This window comes from Nocardioides sp. Kera G14 (genome assembly GCF_020715565.1).
GTDB lineage: Bacteria > Actinomycetota > Actinomycetes > Propionibacteriales > Nocardioidaceae > Nocardioides.
This window is the reverse complement of the sequence record NZ_CP085839.1, coordinates 3,218,495-3,236,535: the sequence shown is the minus strand read 5'-3', so window position 1 is coordinate 3,236,535 and position 18,041 is coordinate 3,218,495. Positions and strand designations below refer to the sequence as shown.

13 protein-coding genes are annotated in these 18,041 nt (G+C 69.4%); 6 read left to right on the top strand and 7 right to left on the bottom strand.

The window, feature by feature from the left end:
• The first annotated feature begins 57 nt into the window (after positions 1–57).
• From LH076_RS15805 to LH076_RS15785, 5 genes are all read left to right on the top strand, one after another.
• Positions 58–3,510: a bifunctional proline dehydrogenase/L-glutamate gamma-semialdehyde dehydrogenase gene (locus LH076_RS15805; RefSeq protein ID WP_227781716.1), complete on the top strand. Its 3,453-nt coding sequence runs from the start codon at positions 58–60 to the stop codon at positions 3,508–3,510.
• A 35-nt stretch (positions 3,511–3,545) separates the two neighbouring features.
• A complete protein-coding gene (locus LH076_RS15800; protein WP_227781715.1) occupies positions 3,546–4,247 on the top strand; it encodes an alpha/beta fold hydrolase in 702 nt (233 codons plus the stop codon).
• A gap of 64 nt (positions 4,248–4,311) precedes the next feature.
• A complete protein-coding gene (locus tag LH076_RS15795; RefSeq protein ID WP_227781714.1) occupies positions 4,312–4,905 on the top strand; it encodes a MerR family transcriptional regulator in 594 nt (197 codons plus the stop codon).
• 54 nt (positions 4,906–4,959) lie between these two features.
• A complete protein-coding gene (locus LH076_RS15790) occupies positions 4,960–6,171 on the top strand; it encodes an acetyl-CoA C-acetyltransferase (protein WP_227781713.1) in 1,212 nt (403 codons plus the stop codon).
• Positions 6,172–6,186: 15 nt separating this feature from the next.
• A complete protein-coding gene (locus LH076_RS15785) occupies positions 6,187–8,364 on the top strand; it encodes a 3-hydroxyacyl-CoA dehydrogenase NAD-binding domain-containing protein (RefSeq protein ID WP_227781712.1) in 2,178 nt (725 codons plus the stop codon).
• Between the two features lie 13 nt (positions 8,365–8,377).
• On the opposite strand, the gene dinB is transcribed toward LH076_RS15785, so the two are convergent.
• The 4 genes from dinB to LH076_RS15765 form a co-directional block, all read right to left on the bottom strand.
• A complete protein-coding gene (dinB, locus tag LH076_RS15780) occupies positions 8,378–9,589 on the bottom strand; it encodes a DNA polymerase IV (protein WP_227781711.1) in 1,212 nt (403 codons plus the stop codon).
• Positions 9,590–9,599: 10 nt separating this feature from the next.
• On the bottom strand, positions 9,600–11,045 hold the full coding sequence (locus LH076_RS15775; protein ID WP_227781710.1) for an HNH endonuclease signature motif containing protein: 1,446 nt from the start codon (positions 11,043–11,045) through the stop codon (positions 9,600–9,602).
• A 130-nt stretch (positions 11,046–11,175) separates the two neighbouring features.
• Positions 11,176–11,793, bottom strand: a complete 618-nt coding sequence (locus LH076_RS15770) for an NADPH-dependent F420 reductase (RefSeq protein ID WP_227781709.1) — start codon at positions 11,791–11,793, stop codon at positions 11,176–11,178.
• 43 nt (positions 11,794–11,836) lie between these two features.
• Positions 11,837–13,324 (bottom strand): MFS transporter, encoded by a 1,488-nt coding sequence (locus tag LH076_RS15765; RefSeq protein WP_227781708.1) that lies wholly within the window; start codon positions 13,322–13,324, stop codon positions 11,837–11,839.
• Between the two features lie 129 nt (positions 13,325–13,453).
• Here LH076_RS15765 and LH076_RS15760 point away from each other — a divergent pair, with 129 nt between their 5' ends.
• Entirely contained in the window at positions 13,454–14,116 is a 663-nt protein-coding gene (locus LH076_RS15760) for a TetR/AcrR family transcriptional regulator (protein ID WP_227781707.1), read from the top strand.
• A gap of 20 nt (positions 14,117–14,136) precedes the next feature.
• On the opposite strand, the gene LH076_RS15755 is transcribed toward LH076_RS15760, so the two are convergent.
• From LH076_RS15755 to LH076_RS15745, 3 genes are read right to left on the bottom strand one after another with little or no spacing between them, the layout of a single operon-like run.
• Positions 14,137–14,880 (bottom strand): enoyl-CoA hydratase-related protein, encoded by a 744-nt coding sequence (locus tag LH076_RS15755; protein ID WP_227781706.1) that lies wholly within the window; start codon positions 14,878–14,880, stop codon positions 14,137–14,139.
• The gene (locus tag LH076_RS15750; protein WP_227781705.1) at positions 14,880–16,046 is read right to left on the bottom strand and encodes an acyl-CoA dehydrogenase family protein; all 1,167 of its coding nucleotides are present in this window, start codon (positions 16,044–16,046) and stop codon (positions 14,880–14,882) included. Before LH076_RS15750 ends, LH076_RS15755 begins: the two co-directional genes overlap by 1 nt.
• Positions 16,043–18,040 (bottom strand): biotin carboxylase N-terminal domain-containing protein, encoded by a 1,998-nt coding sequence (locus LH076_RS15745; protein ID WP_227781704.1) that lies wholly within the window; start codon positions 18,038–18,040, stop codon positions 16,043–16,045. The genes LH076_RS15750 and LH076_RS15745 overlap by 4 nt, the downstream gene beginning before the upstream one ends.
• Position 18,041: the final 1 nt, after the last annotated feature.

Sequence of the window (18,041 nt, the reverse complement as noted above, 5' to 3'; positions counted from 1 at the left end):
GATCGACGTCAGAAAACATCGCTGGAACTGAAGAGTCTGGAGGCGGATCATCGACGTATGAGCACCCCCGCGCCCGGCACCACTCCGCTCCTCGGCCCGGAGTGCACCGCCGAGGTTGAGGCCCAGGTGAGGGCCTGGCTGGCCGTCGCCGCGACGAAGCCGGTCCACCCGTCTGCCAAGCGACTCGCCGCGGTCCTCAAGGACCCCAAGGGTCTGGAGTTCACCGTCGGCTTCGTCGACCGCGTGGTCCGCCCCGAGGACCTCGGCGTCGCTGCGGCCGCGCTCCGTGAGCTCGTCGCGATCACCCCGCGCTTCCTGCCGTGGTACCAGAAGCTCGCGCTCCGTCTCGGCGCGATGCTCTCCGTGGTCGCCCCGTGGTTCGTCATCCCGGTCGCACGCAGGGTGCTGCGGAAGATGGTCGGCCACCTGCTCATCGACGCCACCGACGCACATCTCGGCGGCCAGATCGAGCGGATCAAGGCCCACGGGGTCAAGCTCAACATCAACCTCCTCGGCGAGGCTGTGCTCGGTGAGGCCGAGGCCAACCGCCGCTACGAGGGCACCGTCAAACTCCTCCAGCGCCCCGACGTCGACTACGTGTCGATCAAGGTCTCCTCACCGGTGGCGCCGCACTCGCCCTGGTCCTACGACCACGCCGTCGCGCACGTCACCGAGCGACTCCTCCCGCTCTACCGGTACGCCGCCGGCGAGTCCGCCCAGGGCAGGCAGAAGTTCATCAACCTCGACATGGAGGAGTACCACGACCTCGACATCACCATCGAGGTCTTCCAGCGCATCCTCGACCGCGAGGAGATGCTCGGCCTGGAGGCCGGCATCGTGCTCCAGGCCTATCTCCCCGACGCGATGGCCGCGATGATCCGGCTGCAGGAGTGGTCCGCGGCCCGCGTCGCTCTCGGCGGTGCGCCGATCAAGGTTCGCCTGGTCAAGGGCGCCAACCTGCCGATGGAGCGGGTCCAGAGCTCCCTCTACGGCTGGCCGCTGGCCACCTGGGGCTCCAAGCAGGAGTCGGACACCAGCTACAAGAACGTGCTCAACTACGCCCTCACCCCCGAGCACACCGCGAACGTGCGGATCGGCGTGGCCGGCCACAACCTCTTCGACGTCGCCTACGCCTGGATCCTCGCCGGCCGCCGCGGCGTCCGTGACGGCATCGAGTTCGAGATGCTGCTCGGCATGGCCGAGGGTCAGGCCGAGGCGGTCCGCGAGACCCTGCAGGAGAACGGCGTCGGCCTCCTCCTGTATGTCCCGGTCGTGCACCCCAAGGACTTCGACGTCGCCATCGCCTACCTCGTGCGCCGCCTCGAGGAGGGCGCGAGCCAGGACAACTTCATGAGCGCCGTCTTCGACATCCACGACGACACAGAGCTCTTCCGTCGCGAGCGCCAGCGCTTCCTCGCCTCGCTGGTCGACGTCGACGGCTTCGTCCCCGCGCCGCACCGTGTCCAGGACCGCCGCCAGCCCGTCGAGCTCGAGCCGATGATCGGCTTCGAGAACACACCCGACACCGACCCGTCACTTCCGGGCAACCGGGAGTGGGGCGCAGAGATCATTGCCCGGATCGCCACCTCGACCCTGGGCGAGCACCTCGTCCGCGAGTACGCCGTCGACTCGGTCGACCGCGTCGAGCAGATCATCAGCGAGGCGGCCGAGGCGTCCGCCTCATGGGCCGCGAAGTCCGGGGCCGACCGCGCAGCGGTCCTGCGCCTCGCCGCGATCGAGTTCGAGAAGCGTCGCGCCGACCTGCTCGAGGTCGCCGGCTCCGAGTGCGGCAAGACGCTCGACCAGGGCGACCCCGAGATCTCCGAGGCGATCGACTTCCTCAACTACTACGCCGACCTCGCCGAGGGCCTCGATGCGGTCGACGGCGCACGCGCCGTGCCCGTGAAGCTCACCCTCGTCGTGCCCCCGTGGAACTTCCCGATCGCGATCCCGACCGGCGGTGTGGCCGCCGCGCTGGCCGCCGGGTCGAGCGTGATCATCAAGCCGGCACCCCAGGCAGCCCGCTGCGGGTCCGTGCTCGTCGAGGCACTCTGGGCCGCCGGCGTACCGAAGGACGTACTTCACCTCGTGCACATGCCGGAGAACGAGGTCGGCCGCGCGCTCGTCGCCTCGCCCGTGGTGGATCGGCTGATCCTCACCGGTGCCTTCGAGACCGCCGCGCTCTTCCGCGAGTTCCGGCCCGACCTGCCGCTGCTCGCCGAGACCTCGGGCAAGAACTCGATCATCATCACGCCCAACGCCGACCTCGACCTGGCCGTGAAGGACCTCGTCCAGTCTGCCTTCGGCCACGCGGGCCAGAAGTGCTCGGCCGCCTCGCTCGGCATCCTCGTCGGCTCGGTCGCGACGTCGGACCGGTTCCGGCACCAGCTGGTCGACGCCGTCACGTCGCTCAAGGTCGGTCTCCCGTCGGACGCGACCACGCAGGTCGGCCCGATCATCGAGCCGGCCTCCGGCAAGCTGAAGAAGGCGCTCACCGCGCTGGATGAGGGCGAGTCGTGGCTGGTCGAGCCGCGGCAGCTCGACGAGGAGGGTCGGCTCTGGTCGCCCGGTGTGAAGACCGGCGTCCGACGCGGCTCGGAGTACCACCTCACCGAGTACTTCGGGCCGGTGCTCGGCCTGATCGAGGCCGAGAGCCTCACCGAGGCGATCGAGATCCAGAACCAGACGGACTTCGGCCTCACCGCCGGCCTGCACTCGCTCGAGCGCGACGAGCTCGCGACGTGGATCGACGCCGTCGAGGCGGGCAACGCCTACATCAACCGGACCACGGTCGGTGCCGTCGTGCGCCGTCAGCCGTTCGGCGGCTGGAAGAGGTCCGCGGTCGGCGCGGGCACCAAGGCCGGCGGCCCCAACTACCTCGTCGGTCTCACCGACTGGGCGCCCGCCCCGGCCAGCCGGACCGCCCCGGTCACCGGTGCCGCCGCGACCCTGCTCGCCGGAGCCACGTCCTTCGGGCTCGACGGCGACGGGTCCCTCTCCCGCGCTCTGGGCTCCGATGCGGTCGCGTGGAGCGAGGAGTTCGGCCAGGCCCGCGACGTCAGCGGCCTGCTCGCGGAGAAGAACGTCTTCCGCTACCTGCCTGTCCCGGTCACCGTCCGCTTCGAGGGCGGTACGCCGGCCGAACTGGTGCGGGTCGTCGCTGCCGGGGTGCTCGCCGGCTCCACCGTCACGGTCTCGCTTGGGGTCGACCTGCCTGCCGACATCGCCGCGTTGCTGACCGCGGCGGGTGCCACGCTGGTCGAGCAGGACGCCGCTTCCTGGGCCGCCACCCTCATCGGTGGCGAGGCACCCCGCCGCGTCCGCCTCATCGGCGGCTCGCGGAAGCTCTTCGCCGAACAGAGCGAGGGCCGGGTCGACATCGCGCTCTATGCCCAGCCGGTCGTGGAGGCCGGACGCGTCGAGCTGCTGCCCTTCCTGCACGAGCAGGCCGTCGCGGTGACCGCGCACCGCTTCGGCTCCCCGACGCACCTGGCGGAGGATCTCTTCTAGCCCTCATCGTCAAGCGTCGCTGACATGATGCGCTCATGCCGACCGCTCTCCTCGTCCACGGGATCACCAACGGCCCTAGCACGATGTGGCGCTTCGCCGAATGGCTCGAGGCGCGAGGCTGGGAGGTGGAGGCCAAGGCGCAACTGGGCCACGGCGGCCGCGGCCCGGCACCGTCGTACACCCTCGACGCGCTCGGCCGTGACAACGTCGCCATGGGTGACCACGACCTCGTCATCGGACACTCGCTCGGGGGGTCGACCGCGGTGAAGGCGCTCTCGCTCCGACCCGGATGGACCAAGCGCCTCGTGGTCATTGACCCGGCTCTCTACGTCGGTCCGGACGGCAACGGCATGAGCGTCGAGTCGCAGGTCGCCGAGTTGGCCCTCACCGCCGAGGACATCCAGGCGCTCCACCCCGCCTGGGACCGCCGGGATGTCGTCGCCAAGGCGGAGGAGTCCACGCGTGTCGACCCGGAAGCCGTGCGCGCGATCATGAGCCGCGAGCAGGAGCCTTGGGATCTGCGCGCTGCCATCAGTGGCTTCGACATTCCGGTCCTGCTCCTCACCGCCGACCCCAGCGTCTTCTCCATCGTCGACCCGGCCGACGCCGCGGCGATCGTCGCAGCGAACCCCAACGTCACCTGGGTCTCCGTGGACGGAGCCGGTCACAACGTCCACCGGGACGCACCGGAGCGAGTCCGCGAGGTCCTCCTCGACTGGCTGGACCGCACGGCCTGACGCGCAAGCGAGCCCAGCTGAGGATGCTCACAGCGATGCTGTCAGGGTGCTAGCGTCCGGGGGCATGGATGCGGAGCGCTACACCGTCGAGGAGCTGTCGACGGTCACCGGGCACACGGTGCGCAACATCCGCTACTACACGACCCTCGGCCTCCTGCCGGCTCCCGAGAAGCAGGGCCGGATCGCCGTGTACGGCGCCGACCACCGTGCTCGGCTCGAGCTGATCACCTCGCTCCAGGAGCACGGGTTCACCCTCGAGGCGATCGGCCGCTACCTCGAGCGCCGCGGCACGGGTGCGACCGTCGAGGACCTCGCCATGCAGCGGGCGATGATCACGAGCTGGACGAGTGAGTCGCCCGACGACGTACAGGCTCGGATCGGGCGGGAGCTGCTGAAGCTCGGCCTGCCGCGGGACGCGCTCGCCGCGGCACACGACGCGACCACCCGGCACATGACCGCGCTGGCGGAGGAGCTGGACGGGATCGTTCGGACCCAGATCGTTGACGTCTTCGCCCGGACCGCGCACTCGACGGAGGAGGCCGAGCGCTTCGAGAAGGGCCTGCCGCGGTTGCGGGACCTCACCGTCGAGGCCGTCGTCGTGGCCTTCCAGGGTGCGGTCAACCGGCTCATCTCGCGCTCGTTGGAGAGAGTTCGCTGAGCTGTTCGCCTCCTGCGCCTTGACCCTGACAGTTCTGGTGTCATGATTGGCGGCATGGCTGAAGCTTTCATCTACGACCACCTCCGCACGCCCCGCGGCCGTGGCAAGAAGACCGGGGCCCTGCACGAGGTGAAGCCGGTCGACCTGGTCACCGGGCTGCTCGACGAGGCGCAGAAGCGCAACCCGACTCTGGACACCGACCGCATCGACGACATCGTCCTCGGCGTCGTGTCCCCCATCGGTGACCAGGGCATGGACATCGCCCGCACCGCCTCCCTCCTCTCGGGCCTGCCCGAGACCGTCGCCGGCGTCCAGCTGAACCGCTTCTGCGCGTCCGGCCTCGAGGCCGTCAACCAGGCGGCGGGCCGCGTCCGCTCCGGCTGGGAGGACCTCATCATCGCCGGCGGTGTCGAGTCGATGAGCCGTGTGCCGCTCGGTGCCGACGGTGGCGCCTGGGCGCAGGATCCGGCGACCAACCTCGCCGTCGACTTCGTGCCCCAGGGCATCAGCGCCGACCTGATCGCGACGCTCGAGGGCTTCAGCCGCAACGACGTCGACTCGCTCGCCGCGGAGTCGCACGCCCGCGCCGACAAGGCGTGGAGCAACGGCTACTTCGACGACGCCGTCATCCCGGTCTACGACAAGACCGGCAACCTGATCCTCGCCAAGGACGAGCTGATCCGTCCCGGCACCACGCCCGACTCGCTCGCGGCCCTCAAGCCCTCATTCGAGTCGCAGGGCCGTGACGGCGGTTTCGACGAGGTCGCCCTCGCGAAGTACCCGTGGATCGAGAAGATCAACCACGTCCACCACGCCGGCAACTCGTCGGGCATCGTCGACGGCGCCGCGATCATGCTGATCGGCTCCGAGCAGGTCGGCCGTGATTATGGTCTGCGGCCGAAGGCCAAGATCGTCTCCGCCGCCGTCATCGGCTCCGAGCCGACGATCATGCTCACCGGCCCGGCCCCGGCCGCCCGCAAGGCGCTGGCCAAGGCCGGTCTCACCGCCGACGACATCGACCTCTGGGAGATCAACGAGGCCTTCGCGGCCGTCGCCCTGCGGTTCATGAAGGACATGGGCATCTCCGAGGACGTCACCAACGTCAACGGTGGCGCCATGGCCATGGGCCACCCGCTCGGCGCCACCGGCGCGATCATCCTCGGCACGCTCGTCGACGAGCTGATCCGCACCGGCAAGCGCCGTGGTCTCGCCACGCTCTGCGTCGGCGCGGGCATGGGCATCGCCACCATCGTCGAGATCGTCTGACCCGGAGTGACTGACATGACTGAATCTGCTGTGAAGTACGACCTCGTCGACGGCATCGCCACGCTGACCCTCGACGACCCGACCCAGTCGGCCAACACGATGAACGAGGCCTACAAGGCCGGTTTCGCCGCGGCCGTCGAGAAGCTGTACGCCGACCAGGACTCCATCAAGGGTGTCATCGTGACGTCCGCGAAGAAGACCTTCTTCGCCGGCGGTGACCTCAAGCGGATGCTCCCGCTGCGTCGTGAGCACGCCTCGCAGATCTTCGCCGAGGTCGAGGACGTCAAGGCGTCCCTGCGGAAGCTCGAGCTCTTCCCGAAGCCGGTCGTCGCCGCGATCAACGGCGCCGCACTCGGTGGCGGCCTCGAGATCGCGCTCGCCTGCAACCACCGCATCGCGGCTGAGGGTCGCTTCGACATCGGCCTGCCCGAGGTCTCCCTCGGCCTGCTCCCCGGCGGCGGTGGCGTCACCCGCACCGTCCGCATGTTCGGCATCGTCACCGCGCTGACCGAGATCCTGGGCACCGGCGCGCGCTTCAAGCCCGAGGCCGCGCAGGGCAAGGGCCTGGTCGACGAGCTCGTCCCCGCCGACCAGCTCATCGCGCGGGCCACTGCGTGGATCAATGAGAACGCCGACGTCGAGGACTCCGGCCTGCAGCCGTGGGACAAGCCGGGCTTCAAGATCCCCGGTGGCACCCCGTCGTCCCCGTCGCTCGCCGCGTTCCTCCCGGCGCTCGGCCCGATCCTGCGCAAGCAGCTCAAGCAGGCCGACATGCGCGCCCCCAAGGCGATCCTCTCGGCCGCCGTCGAGGGCGCCCAGGTCGACTTCGACACCGCCTCGCGGATCGAGTCGCGCTACTTCGTCCAGCTGGTCACCAGCCAGCAGGCGAAGAACATGATCCAGGCGTTCTTCTTCGACCTCGGCTCGATCAACTCCGGCACCCTGCGTCCGGACGGCGTGCCGACGTACAGGCCGACGAAGGCGGTCGTGCTCGGCGCCGGGATGATGGGCGCGGGCATCGCGTACGTCCTCGCCCGCGCCGGTGTCGAGGTCGTGCTCAAGGACGTCACGATCGAGGCGGCCGAGAAGGGCAAGGCCTACACGGCCGGGCTCAACGAGAAGGGCGTCTCCCGCGGCAAGCTGACGCAGGAGAAGTCCGACGAGATCCTCGGTCGCATCACGCCGACGATCGACCCGGCCGACGCTGCCGGCGCCGACCTCGTCGTCGAGGCCGTCTTCGAGAACGTCGAGCTCAAGCAGAAGGTCTTCAACGAGGTCATCCCGCACCTGGCTCCGGGTGCGCTGCTCGCGTCGAACACCTCCACGCTGCCGATCTCGGAGCTCGCCAAGGGCGTCGAGGGCACGGACGCCGCGTCGCGCTTCATCGGCCTGCACTTCTTCTCGCCGGTCGACAAGATGCCGCTCGTCGAGATCATCCCGGGGAACGAGACCGGCGACGAGGCTCTCGCCAAGGCGTACGACGTCACCCTGCTGATCAAGAAGACCCCGATGATCGCCCACGACTCGCGGGGCTTCTACACCTCGCGCGTCATCGGCACCTTCATCGAGGAGGGGCTGCAGCTGCTGGCCGAGGGCGTGGCGCCGTACACGATCGACCGCGCCTCCACCCAGGCCGGCTTCCCGACCGGGGTGCTCCAGCTCGCCGACGAGCTCAACCTCGAGCTCATGGTGAAGATCGCCAAGACGACCCGTGAGGCCGCGGGCGTCTCCGAGCTGACGGTGACCGAGAAGGTCGCCGGTGCGCTCATCGACGCCGGTCGCAAGGGCAAGCTCGGCGGTGCCGGCTTCTACGAGTACGTCGACGGCAAGCGCACCTCGATCTGGTCGGGTCTCGCGGACCTCTTCCCGGTTGCTGCTGAGCAGCCGGCGATCGAGGACATCCGGGACCGCCTCACCTTCATCGAGGCGATCGAGACGGCCAAGACGTTCGAGGAGGGTGTGGTCACCTCGGCCGCGCACGCCAACATCGGCTCGGTCTTCGGCATCGGCTTCCCGCCGTTCACCGGTGGCGCCGCGCAGTACATCTTCGGCTACGACGCCGCCGATGGTTCCTACGGTGTGGACGCGTTCATCGCTCGGGCCAACGAGCTGGCCGACACGTACGGCGACCGGTTCCGCCCGACGCCGTACCTGCTCGACCTGGTGGCGAAGGGGGAGACCTTCCCGGCATAGCTTGGGACGACGCTCATCTCGACGCTTCCCGGTTCTCCTCGTGAGGATCGGGGAGCGTCGGCATTTCGTGCCCGAGTCGTGTGGTGAGCAGGGTGGCGCGGGTGACGGCCTGCTTGCCGAACCTCTCCCGTACGGCGTCCAGGGCTGTGTCGGCGCGCGACTCTGCTGTGGCGTGGTCGAAGAGCGGGAGCTCGAGCTGCTCGTCGTCGTGGCCGCTGAGGTTGCTGATCGAGATGCCGAGGAGGGTGCAACCCCGCTCCTGGATCATCGGCATGTTCTGGCGCAGAAGTCTTCGGCCGGTCTCGAGCCAGGCGGCGGTGGCGCCGGTGCTGTGCGGGATCGTGGCACTGCGGGTGGCGCGGGTGTAGTCGTCGAAGCGCAGCCGAAGTGTGAAGGTGCGGCCGATCCGGTCACCCTTGCGCAGCCTGCGACTCACGCGGTCGACGAGGCCGGCGAGGATCGCCTCGAGCTCCTCGGGGCTTCGTCGTCGCCGGCCGAGAGCTGACTGTGAGCCGATCGAGCCGCGCCTCCTGTCGGTCTGCACCGGTCGCGGGTCGCGGAGGTTGGCGAGTGCGTGGAGATGGCGGCCGCTCGCGACACCGACAGCAAGCTCGAGCTCGGAGGTCTGGCGCTTCGCGAGGTCGCCGACCGTGCGGATGCCTTCCGCGTGGAGCCGCTTGGTCGTCACCGGACCGACGCCCCAGAGCCGTTCGACCGGAAGCGGGTGGAGGAAGTGCTCCTCGCCGTGTGCCGGGATGAGGAGGAGGCCGTCGGGCTTGCTGACGGCGCTGGCGACCTTGGCGAGATACTTCGTGCGCGCACCGCCGACGCTGATCGGGAGACCCACCTCCTCCTTCACCCGCTGCCGCAGCGTGGTGGCGATCTGCTCCGGTGGCCCGACGAGGCGCCTCAGGCCCGTGACGTCGAGGAAGGCCTCATCGATCGAGATCCCCTCGACCAGCGGGGTGGTGTCATGGAAGATCTCGAAGACGCGGCGGCTGGCCTCGACGTACGCCTCCAACCTCGGTGGCACCACGATCGCGCTCGGACAGCGTGCGAGTGCCTGGCGGCCACCCATCGCCGACTTCACGCCGTAGGCCTTGGCCTCGTAGCTCGCCGCCAGCACCACCCCGCCGCCGACGATCACCGGCCTGCCTCGGAGTGAGGGGTCGTCGCGCTGCTCGACGGACGCGAAGAACGAGTCGAGGTCGGCGTGCAGGATCACGGCACTCGCCTCAGGCTGCGGGTTGGAGTGGTCGGCTGCCCGGTGGGAGCCAGGTGTAGCGCTCCCGATCGTCGACTCTGGGTGGCGGTTGCCAGACGGGTTGTCGGGTCTCGGGGTCGATCGACACGGTCCATGAGGTCTGATGCGTCATGGTGTGGTGCCTGCGGCAGAGCAGGACGAGGTTGTCGAGGCTGGTGGCCCCGCCATCGGCCCAGTGGACGATGTGGTGCGCGTCGCAGGCGATCGGAAGACGGTCGCAGCCGGGGAAGGCGCAGTGCCGGTCGCGGAGGACGAGGGCGAGCCAGATCGCGGTGGTGACGAGGCGCTGGGCGCGCCCGACGTCGAGGACCTGGCCGTTGCTGCCCAGGACACCGGGGATGATCTCCGCGTCACACGCGAGACGCCTGACGGCAGTGGCCGAGAGGGGGATGCCGTCGGCCATGGTCGCTGTGGGCGGTCGCTCTGAGGCCGGTGTCGGTTGCCGGAACCCGGCGGCTGCTGGCTGGTCGGCGAGCTGGCGACGCAGGGTGTCGAGGTCGGTGGTGACGAAGATGCGTGCGTCAGAGCCGTGGGCGTGGGGGAGTGAGTCGGTGGCACGGAGGCGGGTGCAGGCCTCGACCAGGGCGTCCCACATCCGGGCGCCGGAGTCGCGTGGGTCCTTCCCCGTGTGGGCGCAGCCGGGGTCGGGGCAGCCGCCGGCGTGCTCGAGACGGTGGCCCTCGGCATCCCGTTTCCCGACGAGGGCAGGGTCGCCACCGCAGGCGCCGGGTTCGGTGGTGACGGGGGCGGCCAAGGGCATGAGGGCGGCCTTGATGAGCTCGGCCTCCTCGGCGCTTCCGTAGCCCTTGATCTTCACGCCGCCGAAGCGGTCGGTGGCCAAGGAGAGGAAGCGTGCCAGGTGTGCACTGCGTTCGCGGATGGGGAGGTCCAGGTCGTAGGCGTGCAACGTGTTGTCGGGGTCGATCTCGGTGAGGACGTCGTCGAACTGCTTCTCCAGGTCCGAGGCGTCGAACCCGGCCGCCCGGGCCAGCATCGCCTCGACCGCCGCAGCCCGCAGATCCTCGGCGGGTCGCGGGAGCTTCGCCACGGACTGGGCGATCACCCGTGCCTGGGAGAGCGACACCTCACCGGCGCTGAGTGCCTCGCGGAGTCGGGGGAGGAGCTTCGTCTGTTCGGCGAGCCGGACCAGCCCGCCGCCGGAGCCCTTGTAGCCACCGAGCTGTGCGGTGAGGAAGTCCTTCGCGGACGCCCACCCGTGCTTCGCCGCGGCGTCGGTCACCTCGAGCTCATGCGCGACCGCGACCAGTGCACCCTCGATGAGGGCCTTCGCCTGCGCGAGAGCAGCTGCAGCCACCGGCAGGTCGGCCTCCTCCACGTCACTCCATCGCACGCGCGACAGCGCCTCGACCCCGCTCAGGGCCGAGAGCGCTGCGCTCGATGGAGTTCCGGATTCCACGCCCTGAGCTTATCAAGAGATCGAACGTACGTTCGAATAATTCACATAGAATCTTGAGAAATTTCTAGCGCAAGCTTCCTGAGCCGGACGGCGGAGCCCGAACCGACAGCGGCTCGGGCCCCGCCGATCGTCAGCCCAAGCGGGCGCTGAGAGCGACGTCCCACCCCGCGCCGTTGCGGGCGAGGCCCATCAGGACGATGGCGGCCCACTCGAGGGCGTACGTCGACTCCAGCCCTCCCGCGTCGAGCGGCCGCATCTCCAAGCTTTCCACGAACGCTGCGAAGCGGGCCCTCGCCTCCGCGTCGCCTCCGGCGAAGAGCGCATCCAGAGGCAGGGCCTCGGCCAACACGTTGCGGAAGATCGTGTTGAAGGCCTTGATCACGTGGGTGCCCGCAGGAGCGACCGACGCGATCTGCTGGGCGATCGAGTTGCCCACCATCGTCACGATGCCGGTCCCGTCGGCGTTGAAGGGGTTGGTGATGTCCACGAGGATCTTCCCCGACAACGCCTGGCCGTAGGAGGCGACCGCGTCGACTGCGCCCTGATAGAGGACCGCCAGGACGACGATCTCACCCGTGGGTGGGGCGCCGTACGTGCCGACGGTGGCTCCTGGGCCGATGTAGTCGGCGGCCGCCTGGGCCTTGGCCTGGTTGCGTCCGAGGATCTCGACCGTGTGGCCGTGCTTGGCGGCACGACTGCCGATGGCGGTGGCCATGTTGCCGGTGCCGATGATGCTGATGGTGGTCATGATGGTGTCCTGTCGGTGGTGGTTGGAGTTGGGTTGGTGCAGGTCAGACCAGTCCGCCGACGAACTCGTCGAGCGGCTCCGGCTGACCGGGTTCGTGGTGGAGGCGGGTGCCGCCGCGGATCAGAGCTCCGGAGATGAGGGCGCCGGCCCAGAAGGCGCCGGCGGCCCACCAGAACCCCACGGAGAAGCCGTGCACGGTGGCGTCGATGACGGCGGTTGAGCCGTGATCGGCCAGGTAGTCATTGCTGGCGGTGGCGACGAACGTGCTGATGATGGCGATGCCGAGCGCCGCGCCGAGCTGCTGGAAGACGTTGTTGACCGCGCCGGCAGCGCCCGCGTCGCGCCCCTCGACGCCCATCTGGGCGAGGGCGACAGCGGAGACGATGGCGGAGCCGATGCCGACTCCGGCGAGGATCAGCCCGGGTAGCACCCAGGAGGCATAGTGCGTGCTCGCGTCGGCCCGGGTGAGCAGCGCAGCCCCGACCCCACCGACGATCAGGCCGCCGGCCACGACGGCCCTCAGGGTGAGGTGCTTCGTCAGCAGGCTCTGCGTGAGCGTGGCGACCACGACGACCGTCAGCATCATCGGCAGGAAGGCCACGCCGGTCCGGAGGGGCGAGTAGCCCAGCACCTCTTGGAAGTAGTAGGTGAGGAACAGGAAGAGGGCGAACACGGCCGCCTGTCCGAGCAGGAGCGTCACGAGGCCGGCAGCGCGGTTGCGGTCGGCCAGGATCCGCAGCGGGACGAGAGGGTTGCGGTCGACCTTCTGGAGGACGACGAAGCCGACGAGCAGCACCGCCCCGAGGATCAGCGAGGTCAGCGTGAGGGCCGCACCCCAGCCGTCGGTCTCGGCCTTGGCGGCACCGAAGACCAGGCCGAAGACGCCTGCCGAGCCCAGGACCGTGCTCGGCACCGAGAGCTTGGGCTTGTCGGCGTCGGCAGAGTTGTGCAGCAGGGCCAGGCCGCCGAGGATCCCGACGATCGCGAAGGCGATGTTGACGTACATGGTCCAGCGCCAGTCGACATAGTCGGTCAGGAGGCCGCCGAGCATCAGGCCGAGTGCCGAGGAGCTGCCGGCGACCGCGCCGAAGATCGCGAAGGCCTTGTTGAGCTCTTTCGGGTCGGTGAAGATCACGGTGATCAGCGACAGGGCCGCGGGCGCCATGGCCGCCGCAAAGCCACCCTGCACCGCCCGGGCGGTGATCAGCGTCTCGATGTTCGGGGCCGCGCCGGCGACCGCGGAGGCGATCGCGAAGCCTGCCAGCCCGGCGATGAAGGTCGTCTTGCGGCCGAAGGCGTCGGCGAGTCGGCCGCCGAGGAGGAGCAGGCTGCCGAAGCTCAGCAGGTAGGCGGTGACGACCCACCCGCGACTTGCGTCGGAGAAGCCGAGGTCCTCCTGCATCGACGGCAGCGCGACGTTCACGATCGTGGCGTCGAGAAGCAGCATCATCTGCGCAATGAGGATGACGCCGAGCGCCAGCCATCGGCGGGCGTGGTGCGGGTCGGGCGGGGCCAGTTGGTCGGTACTCATGGTCACTCCTGCTGGGTCGTGTCGGAGTGCCAAGGTGAGGCACCCCTCCGGTATCGGATGATCACCTAACCGGAGGGGTGCCTCATTCTATTCCGGAGGGGTGCCTCAGGATCTGGATAGAATCATGTGGTGAGCGCGAGCCGAGTCGACGAGGTGCCGAAGCCGATGCGGCGCGACGCCCAAGAGCGGCGTGCGAAGTTGATCTCCGCCGCGCAAGCCGAGTTCGCGGCGCAGGGCGTGGATGCCTCTCTCGAGAAGATCGCGCGCGATGCCGGCGTCGCGATCGGCACCCTGTATCGCCACTTTCCGACCCGCCTGGACCTGCTCATGGCCGCCTTCCGCCCGCGGGTCCAGGAGTTCCTGGAGGGAGCGACGAAGGCGTTGGCGAAGGAGGACCCCTGGGAGGGCTTCGTCCACTACTTGGAGAATCTGTTCGCGATGCAGGTGGGCGACCGCGGGTTCAACGACTTCCTCTCGCGCCGTTTCACCGACAGCGCGGAGACCGAACGCATCCACGACGAGATGTGTCAGCAGATCGAGGACGTCCTCACCCGCGCCCAGGAGGCTGGGGCAGCGCGTGCCGACATCACCCAGGCCGACATCGTCAACCTGATCTGGTCGAACGGCCGGATCATCGACGCGACGAGCGCCACTGCTCCGATGGCCTGGCGGCGCTATCTCTACCTCATGCTCGACGCCTACCGTGCCGAGCGGGCGCACCCGATCCCGGAGCCACCCATGACCGACGGGCAGCTCTATGACGCCATGGTCCACCTGAGCCAGGTCAAGTAAGGCGCCCGGCCGCGCGCCGGTCAGCGACCGCGGGAGAGGAAGGCCGTCATCGCCTCGTGAGCCTCCGGGCTGTCGAAGAGTCGCGCCGACAACGCGGCGATCTCCTCGCCGCGGGCGTCGATGTCGGCGATGATCGCGGCGTTGAGCAGCCTCTTGGTCTCCCGCAGGCCTTGGGCCGAACCCGTGACGATCTCTGCCGCGGCGGCCTCGACGATCGAGTCCAGCTCAGCGGCCGCGACGGCCTTCGTCACCAACCCGGCGGAGGCGGCGTAGTCGGCGCCGAACTTCTGGCCGGCGAGGAAGGTGTACGCCGCCTGACGGCTGCCGAGTCGAGGCAGGAGCGTCAGCGAGATGGCCGCCGGGGCCAGGCCGAGCTTGACCTCGGTGAGCTGGAAGTTCGTCTGGTCGGAGGCGATCACGATGTCGGCAGCAGCGACGATGCCGGTGCCTCCGGCGCGCACCGGCCCCCGCAGGGCGACGATCACCGGCTTCGGGAGGGCGAGGATGGCGCGCTGCAGGCCGATGATCGCGCGGGCGCCCTCGATCATCGGCGTGGTCGAGGCCTCCGACAGGTCGGCGCCGCTGCAGAAGACCCGGTCGGCACTGGTCAGGACGACCACCTTCACGGAAGCATCCTCAGCAGCCGCGTCCAAGGAGGAGAGCAGCTCCGTGACGAGCTGCCGCGAGAGCGCATTCCGGTTCGCCGGCGAATCCAGCGTGATCGTCGCGACCGAGTCGGCGACGGCGTACGAGACCAGCGACATCAGTACGACTTCGGGAGGCCGAGGGAGTGCATGGCGACGAAGTTGAGGATCATCTCCTTGCTGACGGGGGCGATCCGCATGACGCGGGCGCCGCCGACGAGGGCGCCCATGCCGTACTCCTGCGTGAGGCCGTTGCCGCCGAACGTGTGGACCGACGTGTCGACCGCGAAGACGGAGGCCTCGGCGGCGGCGTACTTGGCCATGTTGGCGGCCTCGCCCGCGGCCATGTCGTCGCCGGCGTCGACCAGGGCGGCGGCCTTCTGGGTCATCAGGCGCGCGAGCTCGACCTGGATGTGGGCCTGCGCCAGCGGGTGCGCGATCGCCTGGTGGGCACCGATCGGCGTCGTGAAGACGGTGCGGTCCGAGGCGTAGGCGGTCGCCTTGGAGAGGGCGAAGCGGGCCATGCCGGTGGCGTACGCCGACGCCATGATCCGCTCGGGGTTGAGACCGGCGAAGAGCTGGAAGAGGCCGCCGTCCTCGTCGCCGATGAGGGCGTCGGCAGGCAGGCGGACGTCGTCGATGAAGACCTGGAACTGCGTCTCCGGGCTCACGAAGTCCATCGGGATGGGCGTGAACTCGAATCCGGGCGCGTCCGTGGAGACGATGAAGAGGCAGGGCTTGAGTTTGCCCGTCTTGGAGTCCTCGGTTCGCGCGACGACGAGCACGTTCTTGGACTCGTCGAGGCCGGAGATGAAGACCTTGCGGCCGTTGAGCACCCACTCGTCACCGTCCTTGCGGGCGGCGGTGATGATGTTGTGGCTGTTGGTGCCGGCGTCGGGCTCCGTGATCGCGAAGGCCATCGTCTCGGTGCCGTCGGCGATGCCCGGCAGCCAACGCTGCTTCTGCTCCTCGGTGCCGAACTTCGTGATGACCGTGCCGCAGATCGCCGGGCTGACGACCATCATGAGCATCGGGGCGCCGGCCGCGCCGAGCTCCTCGAGGACGGCCATCACGTCTCCGATGCCGCCGCCACCGCCGCCGTACTCCTCAGGGAGGTTCACGCCGAGGTAGCCGTTCTTGCCGAGCTCGAGCCAGAGCTCGGTGGTCTTCTCGCCCTTGCGGGCCTTGTCCAGGAAGTACTCCTGGCCGTACTTGCTGGCCAGCTTGAAGACCTGCTTGCGGAGCTCGAGGCGCTCCTCGGACTCAGTGAAGGCGGTGGTGCTCATGCGGACTGCTCCTCGGTTGCTGCTGTCTCGGAATCTGGGTTGTGTACGACGGCGAGGACTGTCCCGCCGGTGACCTGGTCGCCGACGGCGACATCAAGCTCTGTGACCTGGCCGGCGTGGGGGGCCGTGATCGTGTGCTGCATCTTCATGGCCTCGAGGACGAGCAGGGGCTGGCCCTCCGCGACCTCGTCGCCGACCTTGGCGTGGACGGCCACGACGGCGCCCGGCATCGGGGCGAGCAGGCTGCCCTCCTCCACCCGGTCGGCGGGGTCGGTGAACCGCGGCTCTCTCGTGAGGGCGGTGTGACCGTGGATCGAGTCCACGTCGACCGTCTCGTGGTCGGGCAGGCCCCTCACGGTGGTGGTGAAGGGAGTGCGGACACCGTCGACCTCGAGCACCACCTTCTCTGCGGTGGCGGAGATGACCGTGACGCCCTCTGCTGCGAAGCCTGTGCGAGTGCCGTAGAACTCTGCGCTGCTGCCATCGGTGAAGGTGACCCGTTGGGACTGCGACGGGACATTGCGCCAGGAGGTCGCCATGTGGGGCACGACCACACGTGCGCCGGCGGCGCGAGCCGTGAGTGCGAGAGCCGCGGCGAGCCGCTCGCAAACGGTCACCGTGACCGTTCGCGCCGTGGGTGACCCTTCTGAGCGGTCACTCTCACCGCCAACGGTCACCGTGACGTTTTGGTCGCGAGCGCCGGTGTGCGGGTCGTCGGCGAGGAACTTGGTCGAGACGTCCTCGGCGAGGAAGCGCTCGTCCTCCAGGATCGAGATGAGCTGCTCGCGGTTGGTCGTCAGTCCATGGATCCGCGCGTCGCGGAGGGCAGCGACCAGCTGGCCGGCCGCCTCCCGGCGAGTGCCGGCCGTGCTGATGACCTTGGCCAGCATGGCGTCGTAGAACGTGCTGACCTGGTTGCCGCTGGCGAAGCCTGTCTCGAGGCGAATCCCTTCCCTGCTGGGGAATTCGAAGGCAGTGAGGAGTCCGGTCTGGGGCTGGTAGTCGGCTGCCGGGTCCTCGGCGTAGACGCGGACCTCGATGGAGTGGCCCTCCTGCGTGACCGGTCTGAGGCCGACGGCACCACCGGCAGTGAGGAGCTGCAGCTCGACCAGGTCCAGGCCGGTGACCTCTTCCGTGACGCAGTGCTCCACCTGGAGTCGGGTGTTCATCTCGAGGAAGAAGAACCGCTCAGCGGAGGGGTCGTAGAGGAACTCGACCGTCCCGGCGCCGCGGTAGTCGATCGCCTCGACGGCCTTGCGGGCGGCGTCGTGCAGTGCCTCACGGACGTGGTCGGGCAGCGCGGGTGCGGGCGCCTCCTCGACGACCTTCTGGTGGCGGCGCTGGATGGAGCAGTCGCGGTCGCCGACGACGGTCGTCGACATGACCTGCACCTCGACGTGACGGCCCTCCTCGACGTACGGCTCGACGAAGACGGTGCCGTCGCCGAACGCCGACTCGGCCTCGGCGCGGGCCTTGTCGATCTCAGGGCCCAGCTCTGCAAGGGATCTGACGACCCGCATGCCGCGGCCGCCACCACCGGCGGACGCCTTCACGAGGAGAGGGAGGTCGGCGTCGGTCGGGTGCTCGGGAGCCTCCAGGACGGGTACGCCGGCGGCCCGCATGATCTCCTTGGAGCCGACCTTCGAGCCCATCTTCGTGATGGAGTCAGGAGTCGGGCCGATCCAGGTCAGCCCGGCTGCCTCGACGGCGGCCGCGAAGTCGGCGTTCTCGGAGAGGAAGCCGTAACCGGGGTGGATGGCGTCGGCTCCGGCCCTGCGTGCGGCCTCGATGATCAGGTCGCCGCGGAGGTAGGTCTCCGTCGGTGAGTTGCCGGGCAGGTGGACCGCGAGGTCGGCGTGGCCGACGTACGGCAGGTGCTCGTCGACGTCGGAGAAGACGGCGACGGTGGAGATGCCGAGGCGACGGCACGTGCGGAAGACGCGCGAGGCGATCTCGGCGCGGTTGGCCACGAGGACCCTGGTGATGGTGGTCATG